At 41.9% G+C, this 21,056-nt stretch carries 17 protein-coding genes and 3 rRNA genes; 7 read left to right on the top strand and 13 right to left on the bottom strand.

The features are described from left to right. Complete coding sequence (locus tag PSM_RS00280) at positions 1–1,170, bottom strand: PrnB family protein (protein ID WP_013463690.1); 1,170 nt, start codon at positions 1,168–1,170, stop codon at positions 1–3. A gap of 136 nt (positions 1,171–1,306) precedes the next feature. Between PSM_RS00280 and PSM_RS00275 the strand changes: the two genes are divergently transcribed. The 3 genes from PSM_RS00275 to PSM_RS00265 all read left to right on the top strand — a co-directional run bounded on the left by PSM_RS00275 (position 1,307) and on the right by PSM_RS00265 (position 5,794). Then, positions 1,307–1,762 (top strand): Lrp/AsnC family transcriptional regulator, encoded by a 456-nt coding sequence (locus tag PSM_RS00275; protein WP_013463689.1) that lies wholly within the window; start codon positions 1,307–1,309, stop codon positions 1,760–1,762. Positions 1,763–1,835: 73 nt separating this feature from the next. After that, positions 1,836–4,562 carry an ATP-binding protein gene (locus tag PSM_RS00270; protein WP_013463688.1) on the top strand — a complete coding sequence of 909 codons (2,727 nt, stop codon included), beginning with the start codon at positions 1,836–1,838 and terminating at the stop codon, positions 4,560–4,562. A 92-nt stretch (positions 4,563–4,654) separates the two neighbouring features. Continuing rightward, positions 4,655–5,794: a GNAT family N-acetyltransferase gene (locus PSM_RS00265; RefSeq protein ID WP_013463687.1), complete on the top strand. Its 1,140-nt coding sequence runs from the start codon at positions 4,655–4,657 to the stop codon at positions 5,792–5,794. On the opposite strand, the gene PSM_RS00260 is transcribed toward PSM_RS00265, so the two are convergent. Beyond that, positions 5,771–6,361 (bottom strand): DUF938 domain-containing protein, encoded by a 591-nt coding sequence (locus PSM_RS00260; RefSeq protein ID WP_013463686.1) that lies wholly within the window; start codon positions 6,359–6,361, stop codon positions 5,771–5,773. The two genes, PSM_RS00265 and PSM_RS00260, sit on opposite strands and share 24 nt — an antisense overlap. Before the next feature lie 193 nt (positions 6,362–6,554). Between PSM_RS00260 and PSM_RS00255 the strand changes: the two genes are divergently transcribed. The 4 genes from PSM_RS00255 (at position 6,555) to PSM_RS00240 (ending at position 9,374) form a co-directional block, all read left to right on the top strand. Next, on the top strand, positions 6,555–6,740 hold the full coding sequence (locus PSM_RS00255; protein ID WP_013463685.1) for a hypothetical protein: 186 nt from the start codon (positions 6,555–6,557) through the stop codon (positions 6,738–6,740). A 216-nt stretch (positions 6,741–6,956) separates the two neighbouring features. Further along, positions 6,957–8,336 (top strand): class II fumarate hydratase, encoded by a 1,380-nt coding sequence (locus PSM_RS00250; RefSeq protein WP_013463684.1) that lies wholly within the window; start codon positions 6,957–6,959, stop codon positions 8,334–8,336. 107 nt (positions 8,337–8,443) lie between these two features. Continuing rightward, positions 8,444–8,962, top strand: a complete 519-nt coding sequence (locus PSM_RS00245) for a hypothetical protein (protein WP_171046546.1) — start codon at positions 8,444–8,446, stop codon at positions 8,960–8,962. A 10-nt stretch (positions 8,963–8,972) separates the two neighbouring features. Next, positions 8,973–9,374: a hypothetical protein gene (locus tag PSM_RS00240; protein ID WP_008113277.1), complete on the top strand. Its 402-nt coding sequence runs from the start codon at positions 8,973–8,975 to the stop codon at positions 9,372–9,374. Positions 9,375–9,389: 15 nt separating this feature from the next. On the opposite strand, the gene PSM_RS00235 is transcribed toward PSM_RS00240, so the two are convergent. From PSM_RS00235 to PSM_RS00185, 11 genes are all read right to left on the bottom strand, one after another. After that, entirely contained in the window at positions 9,390–9,575 is a 186-nt protein-coding gene (locus tag PSM_RS00235; protein WP_008113278.1) for a hypothetical protein, read from the bottom strand. Between the two features lie 64 nt (positions 9,576–9,639). After that, positions 9,640–9,960, bottom strand: coding sequence for a hypothetical protein (locus tag PSM_RS00230; protein ID WP_008113280.1), 321 nt, complete (start codon positions 9,958–9,960; stop codon positions 9,640–9,642). Continuing rightward, positions 9,957–10,595, bottom strand: coding sequence for a hypothetical protein (locus tag PSM_RS00225; RefSeq protein ID WP_013463680.1), 639 nt, complete (start codon positions 10,593–10,595; stop codon positions 9,957–9,959). The genes PSM_RS00230 and PSM_RS00225 overlap by 4 nt, the downstream gene beginning before the upstream one ends. A gap of 71 nt (positions 10,596–10,666) precedes the next feature. Next, positions 10,667–11,359, bottom strand: a complete 693-nt coding sequence (locus tag PSM_RS00220) for a PspA/IM30 family protein (RefSeq protein WP_008113282.1) — start codon at positions 11,357–11,359, stop codon at positions 10,667–10,669. 24 nt (positions 11,360–11,383) lie between these two features. Next, entirely contained in the window at positions 11,384–11,797 is a 414-nt protein-coding gene (locus PSM_RS00215; RefSeq protein WP_004335098.1) for a YjfI family protein, read from the bottom strand. An 80-nt stretch (positions 11,798–11,877) separates the two neighbouring features. Further along, positions 11,878–13,599, bottom strand: a complete 1,722-nt coding sequence (locus PSM_RS00210; RefSeq protein WP_013463679.1) for a polyamine aminopropyltransferase — start codon at positions 13,597–13,599, stop codon at positions 11,878–11,880. Between the two features lie 4 nt (positions 13,600–13,603). After that, entirely contained in the window at positions 13,604–14,503 is a 900-nt protein-coding gene (locus tag PSM_RS00205; protein ID WP_013463678.1) for a DUF350 domain-containing protein, read from the bottom strand. 25 nt (positions 14,504–14,528) lie between these two features. Next, positions 14,529–15,461, bottom strand: a complete 933-nt coding sequence (locus PSM_RS00200; protein WP_010392530.1) for a hypothetical protein — start codon at positions 15,459–15,461, stop codon at positions 14,529–14,531. A 566-nt stretch (positions 15,462–16,027) separates the two neighbouring features. Beyond that, positions 16,028–16,142: ribosomal RNA gene (gene rrf / locus PSM_RS00195) — 5S ribosomal RNA — on the bottom strand. 136 nt (positions 16,143–16,278) lie between these two features. Further along, positions 16,279–19,165 (bottom strand): 23S ribosomal RNA (locus PSM_RS00190). A gap of 294 nt (positions 19,166–19,459) precedes the next feature. Then, positions 19,460–20,995, bottom strand: a 16S ribosomal RNA gene (locus tag PSM_RS00185). Together the 16S, 23S and 5S rRNA genes form the textbook arrangement of a ribosomal RNA operon. Between the last annotated feature and the right edge of the window lie 61 nt (positions 20,996–21,056).

Genomic DNA, 21,056 nt, shown 5'->3' with positions numbered 1-21,056 from the left:
TTAATTAATCCACTGTTTTAGCGTGTTTAAATCATCAAAGCGCGTATTTATGTCGTCACGCTTTGCCGCGGCACGCCTATCTCTTAACTTAGCTAATGAATCGAGCAGTACCGGTAAAGGTGGTCCACTGGCAGTTACTTTGCTTATATGCTGTTGTTGCATTTGCAGTGACGGTTGGGCAATAAACTTCTCAACCAACTGATTATGATGACCGATAGCGGTGTCACCATGTAATTTACACACTTGTATAAATAGTTTGCCGTGCTTTTGAAACCACTCTGTGTGTTTATATTGCTCGGCTTTTAAGAAGTCATCCATAAAGCTTTGCATACGCATGGCTTCTCGCAATATTTGTTGGTCCTCTGGCATCATATATAAAAATTTATCCACCAGCATTTGTGAGTAACTCGGCTCATTGGCACTGCAAAGCCCTAACAGCATATCAATAACATTAATGCCGGCAAAATCTCCCGCATTTGCACCACGGTAAACCTCTTTACCTACCCGGTAAGGCTTGTAGTATGGGCGTACACAATTAAAAAAACGCTCGGTATCAAGTTGAGTATACAAGGCATTATTCGACGCTATTACATCAATAAGTGCCGTTTTAACCACCTCAAGTAGTTCAGCCGTGACTGGGTGTGAAATACCTAATGGCAGTATTTTTAGTAAAGCATCACTCGCGCGCTTATACGCTAAAATACCTTGGGTGTTGTAATCTAAAAACAGAGCTTCATCATCAAGATTTGTAAACCGTTTATAGGTGCCATTAATGGCTTTATTATGAGTGGTTAAATGTGCGGTGGCAAAACGAGGAGTTACTCCAATAGAAGCACCAATATGCATAGCAAGCGCCGATGCTTCAACTAATGGTGAGGTTGTTTCTCTGCTCGGCTCTGTGATCTCATGCCTGCGACAAGCAGCCATAAACAAACCAACATTACCAAGCAAATCGAATGCGCTATCAAATCCTTCGTCGGTATTGCCTTCGTCCAATAAATCGCTGATCAGCGCATTGCCTTGCTCCTTTAGTGCCAGCTTTAAGCTATCACCAATCCCCTCAACATTAGCCTTATCGGTTTGCTGCCAATAAAGCTGTTCTAATTGCGAGTTTAAGCTTACAAACTCTGATCTTATCCAACGGTCAAACTTAGCAGTAAAAGAACTCATAACTACACCCTGTTATTATTATGTTTTAATGCTAACAAAAACCCCTGAGGGTAAAACGCCAAAAAAAATAGTAAAAACACCTTTAGTTAGCAATAATCACTACCAACATTAAAATCACTAATAAGATCCCATAGTCATGTTAGATAAAAAAGATCAGCAGTTACTGGTTGCCTTACAATCGCATGCCCGCATGTCGGTTTCTGAATTAGCCAATACCATTAACCTATCAGACACCCCAACTCTTAGGCGTATCAAAAAGCTTGAGCAGGAACATGTAATTACGGGCTATCACGCTGCCATTAACCCTAAGTCGCTCAACCTTAATGTGCTGGTTTATGCTTTTGTGCGACTAAGTCAAAACTCGGTGAGTGCGGCACAGCAATTTGAGCAGCATGTAGAAAAGCTAGCCCATGTACTTGAGTGCTCTGTGATCTCAGGTAGCCACGATTATTTACTGAAAATTATTTCTCAGGATTTAGAAAGCTATGAGCAGTTTGTAAAGCACCAGCTGGGGAGCTTAAGCTGTATCGCCAATATAGAGTCAACGGTAGTACTCAAACAATCATTTAGTAAAAAGCAGCTACCACTTTAAAAAATAATACTATTTAGTGCCGATTCGCTATACTGAAATATCACTATAAAAATAATATTTAACAAGGATGCATGTGAAGATTTTTCGTTCAACATCCAGTTCTTTTGTTTTTTACATATCATTTGCGGTTGCGTATTTTGCAACTGGTAAGTTATTGACTAATTTTGCCTTTCAATCACAAGTCATCCCTATCTGGCTCCCTGCAGGTATTGCCCTAGTTGGCTGTTTTATCTGGTGGTGGCGTTTTATCCCGGCATTATTTATTGCCTCTGTCGCCTTTAATTTAAGTACCGGTGATAACCCAATCACTGAGCAGGTTTTAATTGGTAATACACTACAACAAGTACTGCTAATCGGTTTAGGCGCTATGCTACAAGGCATGATTGGCGCTGCTCTTTTAAAGTACTGGCTAGGCCATCCGTTGTATTTAAAACAACGCCAATCTATTATTTATTTTATTTTTGTCGTCGGTATTGTCGTCAGCCTAATATCGGCCAATATTGGCGTCTATGCTTTAAGTCAGTTTAACCCTGCTTACAGCATTGATAATCATTGGAACAATGTTACTTTTTGGTGGCTTGGTGACTCTCTTGGCGTACTGATCGCAACTCCCTTTTTATTGGCGTTATTACAACCAAAATTTAAACGCCATGATGTTACCCCATTACCTACTATTGCAGTGTGCTCGGTGTTATTTATCTCTGTAGCTTTAACCACTAAGCTATACAACCAAGAGACGTATTCAAATGCGATACAAATAGCTAAGCGCGAAACATCTATTATTGAAAACAGTTTGCTGAGCAATTTAAACCTCAGCCAAATAACCGTACAAAGCCTTGCAAGCCAGATACAATCAACACCGACTTTAAGCAAGCAAGAGTTTGATAGCTACAGTGCTCAACTATTGGCTGAGCATTCATTTATTAAAGCATTTTCATGGAACCGCAAAATTAACCAGGCTCAGGTCAGTGACTTTAACAAACAGCTCAATGAAGTTTATACTGCATACAACTTTGATCCGAGCATTAAAGGGGCGCCATTATCAAACAACGATCCATTGGTGGTTATTACCTATATTGCTCCTTTTGTAGAAAACCAATCTGCCATAGGTTTTAATCTCAATTCTCGTAAAGATCGCCGTGAGACTTTACTCGACCCACGCATTAAAAATCGCCCTGTGGGCACTAAAATAATTCAGTTAGTTCAAGCAAAAGAACCTGAACCTGCGTATTTATTATTTGCTCCTGTGTATCAACAAAATAACGAAGTTGCCTCAATTAAAGGCTACGCAACAGGTGTATTTTTAGTAAAAAACATACTTGCTCAGTCGATTACCCAAGCACAAAATAAGATGTTTAATATCGATATTTATGAAGCTAATACTACCAATCCATTTTATTCAAACGCCGAAAATATACCGACCAAAAGCAATAAACTGACAACCATCACGATTAATTTTGCAGGGCAAACATGGCTGGTTGATTTAACCATTAAAGATGAATTTCTACCGCATCAAACTAATAACATGACACTCTTTTTGCTTATTTTACAGGTCATTGTCAGCTCACTCATTTTACTGATATTACTGCTGTTTAATAACCAACACCTCGCACTTTCACGCTTGGTAGCAGAGCGCACACGCTCGCTGGTTAAAGCTAAACAGCAATCTGATTTAGCAAATCAGGCTAAAAGCCGATTTTTAGCAAATATGAGCCATGAAATTCGCACCCCACTTAACGCTGTGATTGGCTTTTCAACTCTAGCTAAAAGTGAAGATAGCGCTGAAACCCTCACCGGTTATCTAAATAAAATTAATTTAGCGTCTAAATCATTGTTAAGTTTAATCAATGATGTACTCGATATCTCTAAAATTGAATCACAAAAGCTCACCTTAGAAGTCGCTCCTTTTGATTTGAATGCGCTTCTTGCTCGGATCAGTAGTATGTTCGAGCAAAGCGCTGAACAAAAAGGTATTAACTGGAAAGTTGATAACCAATTACCAACCGATATTTGGTTTGAAGGTGATGTTATGCGAATTGAGCAAATTTTATTAAACCTATGTAGTAACGCCATTAAGTTTACCTATGAAGGTGAAGTAAGTGTTAGCGCATACAGCAAAGAGATCACCGATAGACGTCGTCAAATTACCTTGACTATTAAGGATTCGGGCATCGGTATTGCGCCATCAGAGCAAAGTAAGTTATTTGATGCGTTCACCCAAGCCGATAGCTCAACATCACGTAAATTTGGTGGCACAGGGCTTGGTTTAGCAATCGCAAAAGAACTTAGCTTATTAATGTCTGGAGATATCAGCGTACAAAGCGAGCCAGGTAAGGGCTCTACTTTTACTCTGTCTGTCGAGTTAAATACATGTGCAGCGCAACAAGTAACGGCAAAGCACATACACCAGCATGTTGACTTAAGTAAACTAAAAATACTGGTTGCAGAAGATAACAGCGTCAATCAATTAGTCATAAAAGCAATGCTTAGCTCTTTAGGGATTACCCCAACACTGGTTGAAAATGGCGAATTAGCAGTAGAACAAGTTAAAATAAATGACTTCGATTTAGTATTAATGGATTGCCAAATGCCGATTATGGACGGTTACCAAGCCACCGCCTTGATACGTCAAATTAAAAGTACTGAGCAATTACCAATTATTGCCTTAACTGCTGATGTAATGCCTGAAGATAAAGCCAATGCCTTAGCAATTGGTTTTAACGAACATCTTGCAAAACCTCTTGAACTCGATAAGCTCACACAATGCTTATCTCAATATATCGAGCAGGATGAACCATAAGGTTTTATCCAAAATAGAAAACCGAATATGGCTGTCGAATTATTATCAAAATTAACAAGTAACACACAGACAACAGTAGTAGGCAAAGCATTATGAGCCACTTTTCTCACAGTTGGTTTAATAGTATTAATCAAATTGATGCTACACAGTGGCATCAATTTTTCGGTAATGACCCATTCACCCAACATGCTTTTTTATACGCACTTGAGCAAAGCCAATGTGTAAGTGCTAAAACAGGTTGGCAGCCTCACCACTTAGCCGTTTATGAAGGCGATAAACTAGTTGCCCTTGCCCCTGGCTACTTAAAAGCGCACTCCTACGGTGAATATGTATTTGACTGGGCATGGGCTGAAGCTTATGAAAAAAATGGCTTAGATTATTACCCTAAATGGCTGTGCTGTATTCCCTTTAGTCCGATTGAGGGGCAAAGAATACGTATTATGCATAGCAATCCAAAGTTAGTTTATGAGTATATAACAGAGCAACTTAATACCCACTGCGCAAAACAAGCCTGGTCAGGCTGGCATGTAAACTTTTGCGATAAAGCACAAACCTCACAGCTAAGTGATGCAGGTGCTATGCAAAGAACCGGCGTGCAATTTCAATGGTTTAATAATAGCTTTAAAGATTTTGACGATTTTTTAAAAACCTTTAATGCCCGTAAGCGCAAAGCAGTAAAAAAAGAACGCGCTAAAATAACACAGCAAAATATCACCATTGAATGGCTGCAAGGTGAGCAAATCACCACAACAGTGATGCAGCTTTTTTGTGAGTTTTATCAACGTACTTATTTAAAACGTTCAGGCCATTTAGGCTACTTAAACAGCGATTTTTTTAGCTTGCTACACGCCTTAATGGCTGAAAAATTGCTCATTATGCTAGCCAAAAAAGACCATAAAGTGATTGCCGCCACATTAAGTTTAATTGGTGACAATACCCTTTATGGGCGTTATTGGGGAGCAAGCGAAGAGATTGATTCTCTTCACTTTGAGCTGTGTTACTACCAAGGCATTGAATATGCGATTAAGCATAATATTCACTGTTTTAATGCCGGTGCTCAGGGTGAGCATAAAATAGCACGCGGCTTTCAACCCATCACTACTTATTCTGCTCATCATATTATTCACCCCGATTTTAATCATGCTATTGCAGATTACTTAAAACGCGAACGCCAACATATCGATATTTATAAACAACAATGCAGCACTTTATTGCCGTTTAAAAATGAGTAACTGATTATTTGCAGGCATCGCAGTATCGCTAAGTAACTTAAGCCCAGATTGCACTGCAAGTTGCTCAACCGCTTCGAAATCACGAATACCACTAAGCGGATCGCGACTTTGCAATAAACTGTTAAATTCATTATTACTGGGGCTGGTAAACTCCCCTTTATATTTGAAAGGGCCATATACACACACCACCCCTTGCTGGTTTAAGTGCTGATTTACTCCAGCAAAAAAACGCGTAATTAACTCCCAGCTCACTATATGAAAAGTGTTAGCAGTATATATCGCATCCACTTTATCCACTGGCCAAGGATTGTTTAGGTCAAGTAATAAAGGCGGATGCAAGTTTGCCAGTTGCACCTCATCATGCCATAACTTTATTCCTTGATGATTAACCTCTCGATCACTGGTATACCATTGTAAATGTGGCAATTTTTTGGCAAAGAAAACGCTATGCTGACCCGTCCCCGAGCCTATCTCAAGTACCGACCCTGCATTTTGCAATGCAGGCTGCAAAGCCTTAAGTATATGATTTTTATTATTTTCGCAGGCTTGTGAAAACGGTTTGGTCATACTGATGCACCTAAATTGCAAATGAATGCACAATAGTAAAACAAATTTCAGCTATTTTGTCGTGAGTAAATTAACCAAAATAATAAAATAACTTTAATTTCAATACGTTAAATTATATTTACCGAGCTGGTACGCTATATGCTTTTATTAAATTACTCACTTAATGAGTACTAAACGACAAAAGGATAACATTATGTATATTTCACCCTATACCGCCGTAGACGCTGTAATGGCAATTACCGATAAAAGCCTAGATAAAACGAGTCATGAAACAGATTGTAGAGCAACGGTTATCGACTTACTTTCTCATGTAAAACACACTCAAAAGGCACAAAACAAACATGAAACAGACCAAATATTTATTCTTGGCTACAATTAAAATTCTGTTTAGCCTTATAACTGGCTGTTTATATAAATACATTATTTAAGTCGACTTAAAATCCGTTTAAGTCGACTTTTTAGTTTTAATCCCACTTGTTAACTTGCCTTGACGCCCCCTACTTTTTAGCTATACCGTTGTAAATAGCAATAACAGCACCATATCTTTTTATATAGCGTAGTTTAATGTCATATATTCTCTTTTTTAGGAGTACTAATGAGTAACTTTAGAACAGAATCAGATAGCATGGGCACACTCGACGTGCCCGCTAACGCACTTTATAAAGCACAAACCCAACGCGCCATTAATAACTTTACAATTAGCAACCTCACCATGCCACAGCAATTTATTATTGCTTTAGCGTATATAAAACAAGCCGCAGCATTAACCAATTTAAAGCTGGGCCATTTAGATAAAACAAAAGCAAATGCAATCGAGCATGCCTGCCAAGAAATTATTGATGGTCAGCATTATGAGCATTTCCCCGTTGATATTTTTCAAACGGGATCAGGTACCAGCTCAAATATGAATGCCAACGAAGTTATTGCAAGTTTGGCTTCAAAACATGCTAATCAACCTATTCACCCTAACGACGATGTGAATATGGGACAAAGCTCGAATGATGTTATTCCCACTGCAATCGCCTTAAGCAGTGCTATCAGTGTTGATAAAAAATTATTGCCAGCACTAGCAAACTTAGCCGACGCCTTAGAGCAGAAAAAAGCAGACATCGGTCATATAGTTAAAACTGGGCGCACTCATTTAATGGATGCAATGCCAGTGACCTTTGAGCAAACACTCAGCGCATGGCAATCGCAGGTAAAGCACGCAGCCAGCGGTATTGAGCATGCACTAATACGTGTTTGTGAGCTGGCTCAGGGGGGAACAGCGGTCGGCACCGGTATTAATGCCGATCCACAATTTGCTACGCTATTTGCCAAACAGCTAAGTGAAAAAGTAGGGATTAACTTTATCCCCAGTGATAACTTTTTTTATAATATTGGCTCGCAAGATGCCATTGTGGCTTTATCAGGGCAGCTGAAAGTCTATGCCGTTGCGCAAATGAAAATAGCCAACGATCTACGTTGGATGAATTCAGGGCCGCTTGCGGGACTTGGTGAAATAGAGCTTGAAGCATTGCAGCCTGGTTCATCCATTATGCCTGGCAAAGTGAACCCGGTGATCCCAGAAGCCGCTGCAATGGCTAGTGCGCAAGTAATCGGTAACGACGCCACAATTACCGTAGCAGGCCAAGCTGGCAACTTTGAGCTTAACGTAATGCTACCCGTGATTGCTTATAATATCCTGCAAAGTACAGAGATACTTGCTAACAGTGCGCAAGCACTAGCGGATAAAGCCATTGCTAGCTTTAAAGTTAATCAGGCACAGATTGATAAAGCGCTGACTAAAAATCCTATTTTAGTTACTGCACTCAACCCAGTTATTGGCTATGAAAAAGCAGCAAAAATTGCCAAACAAGCTTACCAGCAAGCAAAGCCAATTATTGATATCGCCGAGCAAGAGACAGACCTATCTCGCTCAGAATTAGAAGCATTACTCAATCCAGCTAAATTAACCCAAGGTGGGTTAATGTAAAAACGCCATTAATGGCGCTTTAATATATTGATAGTAGAGTTTTTATTGCCGTAATGGATGCACCGTGTATGATAGTGATGAATAATTCATCACTATCAGGAACGATTATGCGTACTCCATTACTCGCTCTACTGCTACCGCTTTGCTTAACAGCTTGCTTAGAAACCACCTCAAATGAAACTGAGCAAACTAAAACCAATGCGGTAGAAAACACGTCTACGCCGATACCACAACAAAAACTACCACAAGAAAATAAGCAAAATAAAATAGCACAGCAACTACCGGTTGATGCTGCAAAAGAAGTGTCGCTTGATGATATTAAAACAGCAAAAAATAAATTAAATAACCTCATAGCAGATAAACAATGTTCAACTAGTTCACAGTGTAAAGTCAGTGCTGTTGGTAGCCGTGCCTGTGGTGGACCAAGTGATTACATTGTGTACTCTACACAAAGCGCACCCCAAGAGCAGGTTTCAGCCCTAAGCGATACTATCACTCAATTGGAAAGTACCTATAATGCGCAAAAAGGCATGATGAGTATTTGCCAACATTTAACTGCGCCAAGCACTCAGTGTGTTGAAAATAAATGTGTTAAACTTGAAGGCTCTGCGGTAAGTGTATTTTAAGGATTAGATTATGAGTTGTTTGTCATCCGTAATTAAGCTATCAGCTACCTGTGTTGTTATGACTATGCTGCTTAGCGGTTGCAGTAGTGCACTAACATCAAGCAAAGCTCAAAACGCGAGTGAATCTGTTTTAAATACTCAACTTAATGAGCTTACAAGTAATAAAAGCTGCACAGCCAGCTATCAATGTAAGGTGTTAGGTGTTGGCTCGCGTGTCTGTGGGGGGCCGAGTAAGTATGTTGTGTACTCAACATTAAATCACTCTCAAGAACAAGCAGAGCAATTAGCGCAAAAAATCACCGAGCAAGAACAACTAGATAATGCAATGCTTGAGTTCAAAGACTGTTCACCAGTGCTAGAAGTCCACTCTTTATGTATTGATAATCAATGTAAAACAGTTAACTACCAGTAGCAGTTCGTTTCGGTGTTAATCTAATAGTGGTATTAACACCGAAATAACCACCACCATGAAAATACACACACCTGCCTTAAAAATGTATTCCAGTGGCATTTTTTTCTGTACCCAGTAAGCATATATAAAACGCACGAAGTAGCTTGCCGCCGTGCCAAATAAAGCAAACATGAGTAAGTAGGCAATCAATAAGATATTCACAGCGGCACTTTTTTAGAAAATAATAGCCCCAGTGTAAGTATTTTACATAAAGAAGGCAAAAGGGTTACTTAGTCTTTTTTGTATGCTCAATGAGTAACTCTGCTACCTGTTGCTTTACCGCTCTTTTATCATCTACTGCCACTTCAAACCGGCTAGCCAATTGCGCTATTTCGTCATCATTTAAATTAAACGATAGTCGTTGCCGTGTTTTTTTAGACTTTACATCAAGACCTAAAATTTTACGGATCATATCTGAGGGAGTGAGCTCTTGATCGATAGCTTGTTTTTTTATCGACTTTTGTACCTCACTACTCAAATCAAATGCCATTTGCGTGGCGCGCACAGCTTGCTCTTGGCGCAACCACTTGTCTTTAGCATCACTCACTGGGCATCTCCAGGAAACAAATCAACAATATCGCTAATTGGGCGAGTTAACGTCAGTGAGACTTCTGTTTCACCTCCCTCCCAAATCTCTATATTAACGCTATGTCCTTCATCAGGAGAGGCTAAGCAAATCATTTCGCATGGTTCTCCACCTTCTTGCTCATAGCGAGGCAGCGTTTGGCCACGAAAGTCTTTATTATGAAAATAACATACATAAGGCGATTCACTTTGTTGATAGCTTTTCGCTAAAAATTGCATAAAACGCTCAGGGGTATTTTGTACCGTGATATGTGTTAATGACTCTTCATCAAAAATACGCGCAAATTCATCAAGACCAAAAATCTCTTCAACTTCATCACGCTGAATTTTTATAGAGAAGTTTGCCCACTGTTCACCATCATTTTGCTCTATTTGTAAAAACACCACTTGGCCAGTGTTAGTTTCAAGTACAAATTCAGTATCACTGCTGTGTTGGTACTGATACGTTTGCACATCAATAACGCGCAACGTTTGACCTTTAAGCCATGAAGGATAAGCAAACGAATCAATGACAGTAAACATGTCGCCTTTTTTAAGGTCACTCGCATGATTAAGCTGACGTTCTGGCTTTTTTTTAGATTTGAAAAAATTAAACATATAAGGTGCCTCTGTAAGCAAAAAAGGTAACGGAGCGAAACTCGGTTACCTTTTTGATATGGTTCTAAATGTTAGCTATTTTGCTTCGCTTTAATGCGCGCTAAAATATCAGCACTTTTTGGATTCGTATCACCAATACCTGCTTCAGCCATTTTAGCTTTTAAATCGTCGCCATTAACATCTGCTTCTAGAGACTTTGCAGCACCTAATTGATCAGTACGGTCTTGTTGGCGTTGCTTAATACGCTCAAGCGACTGACGCGCCGATGTCATTGATGAATTATTAGTATTAAGCGTGCTGTTTACAGCCATTGTCGCTTGCTGAACGCTTTCTGTGGTTTTAACCATAGTAAGCTGACGCTGATTTTCCTTAATTGATTTTTCAGCATCTTTTACTTGCTGCTTCAAAGTCACTATGTGATTACTAAAGCCCGCTAACACTTGCTCGTGCTCAGCTTTCTCAGCTTCAAAGTCACCAATTTTTTCTGCAATTTCTAATGCTAATGCTTCATTCCCTTTTTCAAGGGCTTGACCTGCATAAGCTTCATGCTCAGCAATTGATGCATCTACTGCGCTAATTTTACGCTTAGTTTGCATTTCTTTAGCCATCACTTCTGTTAGGCTTTTTTTAGCACGGTGTAACGCATTTTGTGCATCAGCAATTTCTTGCTCAAAAATACGAATACCATTGGCATCAACAATTGCTTCGCCTGCTTCACGTGCGCCGCCACGTACTGCTGTAAATAATTTTTTTAAAATACTCATAATCTTAACTCCACTAACTAGCTACTAATCGTTTAAATATAAGGTCACGGCTTCTAGTGCATCTATAGCGTTATCAGCTAATGTCACTAGTTCGTGGGTAACATCATCTAGAGATGAATTTACCGACAGTGCACCAAAAATCGCGTATTTATTATCGATCTTAGCAAATGCACTCAGTGGAATTGGCACGTTTAAACGCAGTAGTGTTTCGTTTAACTCGTTGCGTAATTCACTTTTTACTTCATCTTCGTCAAACAAGTAGCTAATACATAGTAATTGCTCTTGTGTTTGAGTAACAAAAATTGGAAGCTCGTCATTTCCATCAACAATGACTTGTAAAACATCTTGCTCACCTGGATTGGCAATCAAGAAAGACTCAAAGTTAGCACCCTCGGTTTCAAAAGACGCTAATTTTATTGAAAGTTCATTTAATTCCATGTCTCTGCCTTTTCGTCGTTTGACATATTATGTCTGAGTTAAGATTCGCACGACCGACATATTATGTCAACCATGTTTTATTAATTTTTATACAATTCACTTTCTATTTGCCAAGCTGCTCGGTAGTAATCATACAAGCGACCAGAACCTAACCTATTGACTTCAATATCGTTCACTTGTTCAAAATAGTTATTAGGAAATGCAAAACTCGCTAATAAATATTTTTTACTAATCCACCGAGATGGCACTGGCATATCAGTTATATTGCTAATACGGGCACTAGGTGATTGCCCCATTTTAGTCGCAATAGTCCATCCCCATTGACCAAACGAAGGAATATTTTGCTGATATTGCTCTACATAATCAAAACCTGCGGCTTTCACCGTTTTAGCAATACTTAAAAATGCCTTTTTCGCATGATAAGGCGATGTTGACTGTACCGCCATAGCACCATCAGGCGCTAATAATTGGCGTACATGATTATAAAAGTAATCGCTGTACATCTTATTAAGATCAGGGTGATTAGGGTCTGGCAAATCAATTAAAATAGTATCGAACTGCTTTGACTGATCCAGTAGCTTTTCGACTTCTAAAAATGCATCGCCCACAATAATATTTGCTCGCGGGTCATGCATCGATTCATTATTGAGTGCCACTAGTCGCTGTTTAATATCTTCAGGCGGCGTGTATTGGTTATCTTTATGACCAAATAAATTAAGTAGCTGTCCATCTAAATCAATTAAGGTCACTTCCTCAACCGGCCACTTTAATACATCTCGCATGGCTAACCCGTCGCCGCCGCCAATAATCAAAACACGGTCATGACGATTAGATGCCAGCATGGCAGGGTAAACGAGCATTGAGTGATATATTTGCTCATCTACACTAGAGAACTGCAAACGACCATTTAAATATAGATCAGTAATTGGCTGAGGCTGATTTTTACTTAAACGCTCTGTTAGCACCACATGTTGATACTTAGTCGCCTGAGAGTAAATAACTTTATCTTTGTATAGTACGTTACTTAGGTTATCCATCCAGCTACTACCAAACTGCAAAATAAAAGCGAATAACACCAGCAGTAATATATGGCAAACCAATAGCAACTTAGCAAAGCGTACATAGCTATGATAACGCCATAAAAAGGCAAGTCCGGCAATAATGTTAAATAGCGCTGTCCAAGCGGCGGCTTGCATTATTGGCATCGCGAGCATAATACTCACCCAAATTGCCGCGCCAATACCAGCGCCAATATAGTCAGCCCCATATATAGTGCCGGCGTTATTTTCTAAAAAACGTCCATAAACATGCTGGCGAATGCGCGCAATAAGCGGTATTTCCATACCAATAAATAGCCCTAATATTAAGCCAAATACATAAGGTAAAAAGCGAGACCACTCTTGCAGCTTTTGAAACACGTAACCATTAAGAATAACGTCAGGTGGAATATTAAAAATACTTGAGAATAAATGAGGGAGTGAATAACTCACGGCAATAATGCTGGCAATGGCTAATATACAGCCCATACCTATGAGCGCAATAATACTCTCTAGCCAAGCAAATGCGGTAAAGGCATCTTTAAACCAACGCGCTAAAAATGCACCCATCCCCATAGCTACAATCATAGTGCCTATCATGGCGTAAATTGCACTCTCAACTGAGCCGAGTACTCGGCCAGCATAATGAGAAAGTAAGTATTCATAAATAAGGCCGCACCCAGCGAGTACGGCCATAACAGTGATCAGTAAAATATCATGCCCAAGTAAATTAAATTTACTTGGGGAAGCTTGAGTTGATGACACGTGATTATGCACCCAGTAGTGTGGCCATAGTGATCCCGACAGCAAATGACACAGCTGCAGAAATAGCGGCAACACCCACATTCTTTTGACGATTCACTTCATCTGAAATATTACAGCCAGCAAGAATGATTTTAATCGTCAGTAAGTGCAGTAAAATGAAAGCAACCAAACAAACAACGGCGCTTAGCGCCCAGTAAAGTAAACTCGCATTAATATTGTCAGCAGCATAAGGAGCAATACCTGTTGCAGCAGTAATGGCTAATGCACTACCAATTAAAAAGCCTGCATAACGAACACCTACTGCTAAATTACCATCAATAATAGCCTGTTGTAGGCAGTCGCCACTTTTATTGGTGCGCTTAAATAACTGCACGCGATATTGGCTTACTAACAGCAATACCACACTACCAATTACAAACGCAGCAATAACAATAGGAATGCCATGCCAACCTTCAGTAGCAACCCACAATAGGGCTGAGCGGATAACCACTGCAACACTTACTACATGGCCAAAATCAATAATTGACGCAGTAACGTTACCTTTGACTATTTCGTTATGTAAGCTCACTTTACGCAGCGCCACTTTATCTTGAAAAAAGTGACCCAGCTTTATAAGCAGAATTGCTAATGCACCATAACCAAGCATTAACAGAGCTTCTTTTTGTAACGTAGCAGCAAACGCACCACTACTCACGCCCGTTAACACAATCGCAAGTGCTACCAAACCAGCGGCAAAGCTTATTCCAAATGCAAAGTTATCGCGCTCGGTAATTTCATCATTGGCGTGTAAATTAGATACCCAACCTTTAATATACTTTAAGCTCACAAACAGTAAGATGATAATTGCAAAGTCCACAGACAGTGCTTGCAAAGACCACATAGTTATTCCATTAAATTCATACATATTATTCTAACTCCAACGTTATTCTTTACTTACCACGACTTACGCCGCGCGAGGTTCTGCTACTGCTGTTACGAACCGATCCTGAATTATTGCTATAACTACTCGCTCTTGAGTAACTGCTGCGACTTTTAGGCGGCGTATAACTGCTGCGACTCAAACCTGATGCACCTGTTTTTTTACTCGCATAAGGACTAGTGAACTGCTTGCCTTGGCGTTGGTAAGATTGTCGTGTACGTGTTTCTAATGCACTTTGGGTTTTTATTTGTTTAGGGCTTGAGTAACGAGTACGACCATAGTCATTGTAGTAACTATACTTACGGCGTTTACTCCAACTTCCGTATTCAACTCGGTCAAATACATCACCCAAAATACGGTACATGCCGTACCATTGCCAAAAGCTAATACCGCTACTATTCGTTTGCCAATTACCATAGTTAGGATTACCTACCATTTGGTTACCGACCCCTTCGCCTTCAGCTTTTTGGCTTATAGCACCAACTCGTGCCAAAGAACCATTCGACATATCCGCAAGCATATTAATAGGATCGGTTAAGGCATCAGAAAATAACGTTGGCTTGGCGGCTTCACGCAATAAATCAATATTGTATAAAGTGTCTTCGTAAGGAGGAATTAAGTAATTACCCTTAATATCATCAAGGCGTTGGGTTAAGCCACTATAAAGGGCTCCCTGGCGTGTGGCATCAAGGCTAACTACATCAACAACCTTACTGAGTTCAGGTTGCTGTTGTTTAAGGATACGACTGTATTCTTTAAGAATAATCGCATTACGTATACTACCATTATCAAGTGCTTTACCAAGCTGAGTAAGCTCGACATCGGCCTTTTTAATGGACTCTTGAATTGTTTGTTGTAGCTGTTCTTCTTTAGATTGACAACCAATCAGTGCTGTAAACAAACAAAACAGGCTGAGAAGTTTCCAAGCTTTTATATTCGACATTCATGTCACCTGATTTACTAAATTATCCTAGATAGTTTTACACAGGACAGTTATTAAACCAACAATGAAATTGCAACAAGATGATAATTTAGGGACTAGTTTAAAGGTGCAAGGAGAATAACTGAGATCAGTAAAGGGAGAATGCTGATGGTAATACTTCAAAACTTATAACTGAGGGCTTAACACTGACTTGTATTTAGAGTAACTATCCTACTTCTTAGCGACAGCGCAGTAGCATGTCGTGGCAGAACAGCGTGGAGAGTCATAATGAAGGCATGAAGGTGGCTTTTGGCTATTATACCAATCCGCAATAATACTCAATCATTTTGCGGGGCTAAACGTGTCGCTATCTGTGTTAAAAAGTTCTCATTTAGAACAACTAAATAGCGAATTTATTGCCTAGCTATCAACCCGTTTTTCCTACCTCAAAATAGACCGCTTAATTAAGCAAATTGGTATTATTTCTTCCTTTTAACTGGTGCCTTTCACTTCGAACCTGCATTTTCACTTTCCTGCAGACGTAAAAAAACCCGTCACATCGCTGTAACGGGTTTCTCTTATTTGGAGCCTGGTAATGTCCTACTTTCACATAGCAAATGCTACACTATCATCGGCGCTGTTTCGTTTCACTGCTGAGTTCGGCATGGGGTCAGGTGGGTCCAAAACGCTATTGTCACCAAGCAAATTTGGTGTAAGTTCGATTTAATCGACCTTACTAAAATTTGGAATTTCTGATAATAAAGTCTTCAAGTATCTACTTTAGTTATATTAACTTCTTCGCTTGTTTCACTATCACATAAAACGCGTTTGGCGTTGTATGGTTAAGCCTCACGGGTAATTAGTACAAGTTAGCTTAATGGCTCACACCACTTCCACATCTTGCCTATCAACGTTGTAGTCTTCAACGGCCCTTCAGAGACTTTAAAAGTCTAGTGAGAACTCATCTCGAGGCCTGCTTCGCGCTTAGATGCTTTCAGCGCTTATCAGTTCCGAACGTAGCTACCGGGCAATGCCATTGGCATGACAACCCGAACACCAGCGGTTCGTTCACTCCGGTCCTCTCGTACTAGGAGCAACCCCTCTCAATTCTCAAACGCCCACGGCAGATAGGGACCGAACTGTCTCACGACGTTCTAAACCCAGCTCGCGTACCACTTTAAATGGCGAACAGCCATACCCTTGGGACCGACTTCAGCCCCAGGATGTGATGAGCCGACATCGAGGTGCCAAACACCGCCGTCGATATGAACTCTTGGGCGGTATCAGCCTGTTATCCCCGGAGTACCTTTTATCCGTTGAGCGATGGCCCTTCCATTCAGAACCACCGGATCACTATGACCTACTTTCGTACCTGCTCGACGTGTCTGTCTCGCAGTTAAGCTGGCTTCTACCATTACACTAACCGTACGATGTCCGACCGTACTTAGCCAACCTTCGTGCTCCTCCGTTACTCTTTGGGAGGAGACCGCCCCAGTCAAACTACCCACCAGGCACTGTCCGTAACCCCGATTCAGGGGCCAACGTTAGAACATCAAAACTACAAGGGTGGTATTTCAAGGACGACTCCACAAAAACTAGCGTCTCTGCTTCTAAGTCTCCCACCTATCCTACACATGTAGGTTCAATGTTCAGTGCCAAGCTGTAGTAAAGGTTCACGGGGTCTTTCCGTCTAGCCGCGGGTACACAGCATCTTCACTGCGATTTCAATTTCACTGAGTCTCGGGTGGAGACAGCGTGGCCATGGTTACACCATTCGTGCAGGTCGGAACTTACCCGACAAGGAATTTCGCTACCTTAGGACCGTTATAGTTACGGCCGCCGTTTACCGGGGCTTCGATCAAGAGCTTCTCCGAAGATAACCCCATCAATTAACCTTCCGGCACCGGGCAGGTGTCACACCGTATACGTCATCTTGCGATTTTGCACAGTGCTGTGTTTTTAATAAACAGTCCCAGCCACCTGGTCACTGCGGCTCCAATCAGCTTAAAGAGCAAGTCTCATCACCAATCGGAGCGTACCTTCTCCCGAAGTTACGGTACGATTTTGCCTAGTTCCTTCACCCGAGTTCTCTCAAGCGCCTTAGTATTCTCTACCTGACCACCTGTGTCGGTTTGGGGTACGATTCGGTATAATCTGAAGCTTAGAGGCTTTTCCTGGAAGTATGGCATCAGCAACTTCATCACCTTGGTGACTCGTCTCGTGTCTCAGCCTAACAGCAACCCGGATTTACCTAAGTCACTAGCCTACACACTTTCACATGGACTACCATCGCCATGCTTGCTTAGCCTGCTCCGTCCCCCCATCGCAATTATACCAAGTACGGAAATATTAATCCGTTTCCCATCGACTACGCCTTTCGGCCTCGCCTTAGGGGTCGACTTACCCTACCCTGATTAACATGGGATAGGAACCCTTGGTCTTCCGGCGTGCGGGTTTTTCACCCGCATTATCGTTACTCATGTCAGCATTCGCACTTCTGATACGTCCAGCATACCTCCCGGTACACCTTCAACCGCTTACAGAACGCTCCCCTACCACTCAAAATAAATTTTGAATCCGCAGCTTCGGTGCATAGTTTAGCCCCGTTACATCTTCCGCGCAGACCGACTCGACCAGTGAGCTATTACGCTTTCTTTAAAGGATGGCTGCTTCTAAGCCAACCTCCTGGCTGTCTGGGCCTTTCCACATCGTTTCCCACTTAACTATGACTTTGGGACCTTAGCTGGCGGTCTGGGTTGTTTCCCTCTTCACGACGGACGTTAGCACCCGCCGTGTGTCTCCCGGATATTACTTTACGGTATTCGGAGTTTGCAAAGGGTTGGTAAGTCGGGATGACCCCCTAGCCTTAACAGTGCTCTACCCCCGTAAGTATTCGTCCGAGGCTCTACCTAAATAGATTTCGGGGAGAACCAGCTATCTCCCGGTTTGATTAGCCTTTCACTCCTAACCACAGGTCATCCCCTAACTTTTCAACGTTAGTGGGTTCGGTCCTCCAGTTGATGTTACTCAACCTTCAACCTGCCCATGGCTAGATCACCGGGTTTCGGGTCTATACCTTGCAACTATTCGCCCAGTTAAGACTCGGTTTCCCTACGGCTACCCTAATCGGTTAACCTCGCTACAAAATATAAGTCGCTGACCCATTATACAAAAGGTACGCAGTCACCCAACAAGTGGGCTCCTACTGCTTGTACGTACACGGTTTCAGGTTCTATTTCACTCCCCTCACAGGGGTTCTTTTCGCCTTTCCCTCACGGTACTGGTTCACTATCGGTCAGTTGGGAGTATTTAGCCTTAGATGATGGTCCACCTATATTCAGTCAAAGTTTCACGTGCTCCGACCTACTCGATTTCACTTAAAATGCGTTTTCATGTACGGGACTATCACCCTGTATCGTGGCACTTTCCAGAGCCTTCCATTAACACATAATAAGCTTAAGGGCTGTTCCGATTTCGCTCGCCGCTACTATCGGAATCTCGGTTGATTTCTTTTCCTACGGGTACTTAGATGTTTCAGTTCTCCGCGTTCGCCTCGTTAACCTATGTATTCAGTTAACGATACCTGCAAGCAGGTGGGTTTCCCCATTCGGAAATCCTAGTCTCAAGTGCTTTTTACTAGCTTGACTAGGCTTATCGCAAGTTAATACGTCCTTCATCGCCTCCAACTGCCAAGGCATCCACCGTGTACGCTTAGTCACTTAACCATACAACCCAAACGGGTCTTTGTTTTGTGACAGTTTAACTTCGCCAGAAGTTAATATTGAATACTAAAGTAGATACCAATCAATAAACGTAAACGTTCATTAAATGGCACTGAATGATACTGCTATCATTCTTTTTTACTTTTGAAAACTCTGTACAAATACAATGTATTCATACGAATTTTATTATCAGCTTTTCCAAATTTTTAAAGAGCATATTAATTAGTCAACCCAAAGGGTAAAACTAACTAACAATCATCTGTGTGGACACTACGAACAAATAAGTTCTAAATCGTATAAGGAGGTGATCCAGCCCCAGGTTCCCCTAGGGCTACCTTGTTACGACTTCACCCCAGTCATGAATCACTCCGTGGTAAACGTCCTCCCGAGGGTTAGACTATCTACTTCTGGAGCAACCCACTCCCATGGTGTGACGGGCGGTGTGTACAAGGCCCGGGAACGTATTCACCGCGTCATTCTGATACGCGATTACTAGCGATTCCGACTTCATGGAGTCGAGTTGCAGACTCCAATCCGGACTACGACGCACTTTAAGTGATTCGCTTACTCTCGCGAGTTCGCAGCACTCTGTATGCGCCATTGTAGCACGTGTGTAGCCCTACACGTAAGGGCCATGATGACTTGACGTCGTCCCCACCTTCCTCCGGTTTATCACCGGCAGTCTCCTTAGAGTTCTCAGCATTACCTGCTAGCAACTAAGGATAGGGGTTGCGCTCGTTGCGGGACTTAACCCAACATCTCACAACACGAGCTGACGACAGCCATGCAGCACCTGTATCAGAGTTCCCGAAGGCACCAAACCATCTCTGGTAAGTTCTCTGTATGTCAAGTGTAGGTAAGGTTCTTCGCGTTGCATCGAATTAAACCACATGCTCCACCGCTTGTGCGGGCCCCCGTCAATTCATTTGAGTTTTAACCTTGCGGCCGTACTCCCCAGGCGGTCTACTTAATGCGTTAGCTTTGAAAAACAGAACCGAGGTTCCGAGCTTCTAGTAGACATCGTTTACGGCGTGGACTACCAGGGTATCTAATCCTGTTTGCTCCCCACGCTTTCGTACATGAGCGTCAGTGTTGACCCAGGTGGCTGCCTTCGCCATCGGTATTCCTTCAGATCTCTACGCATTTCACCGCTACACCTGAAATTCTACCACCCTCTATCACACTCTAGTTTGCCAGTTCGAAATGCAGTTCCCAGGTTGAGCCCGGGGCTTTCACATCTCGCTTAACAAACCGCCTGCGTACGCTTTACGCCCAGTAATTCCGATTAACGCTCGCACCCTCCGTATTACCGCGGCTGCTGGCACGGAGTTAGCCGGTGCTTCTTCTGTCAGTAACGTCACAGCTAGCAGGTATTAACTACTAACCTTTCCTCCTGACTGAAAGTGCTTTACAACCCGAAGGCCTTCTTCACACACGCGGCATGGCTGCATCAGGCTTGCGCCCATTGTGCAATATTCCCCACTGCTGCCTCCCGTAGGAGTCTGGGCCGTGTCTCAGTCCCAGTGTGGCTGATCATCCTCTCAAACCAGCTAGGGATCGTCGCCTTGGTGAGCCATTACCTCACCAACTAGCTAATCCCACTTGGGCCAATCTAAAGGCGAGAGCCGAAGCCCCCTTTGGTCCGTAGACATTATGCGGTATTAGCAGTCGTTTCCAACTGTTGTCCCCCACCTCAAGGCATGTTCCCAAGCATTACTCACCCGTCCGCCGCTCGTCAGCAAAGTAGCAAGCTACTTTCTGTTACCGCTCGACTTGCATGTGTTAGGCCTGCCGCCAGCGTTCAATCTGAGCCATGATCAAACTCTTCAATTAAAAAGTTTTATGTCTTTCGACAGCTCAATGAATTCTGAATTTATTTAATATCTTTCGATAT

Source organism: Pseudoalteromonas sp. SM9913 (genome assembly GCF_000184065.1).
Taxonomy (GTDB): domain Bacteria; phylum Pseudomonadota; class Gammaproteobacteria; order Enterobacterales; family Alteromonadaceae; genus Pseudoalteromonas; species Pseudoalteromonas tetraodonis.
The sequence above is the reverse complement of the archived record's forward strand: the minus strand, read 5'-3'. Positions and strand labels throughout refer to the sequence as shown.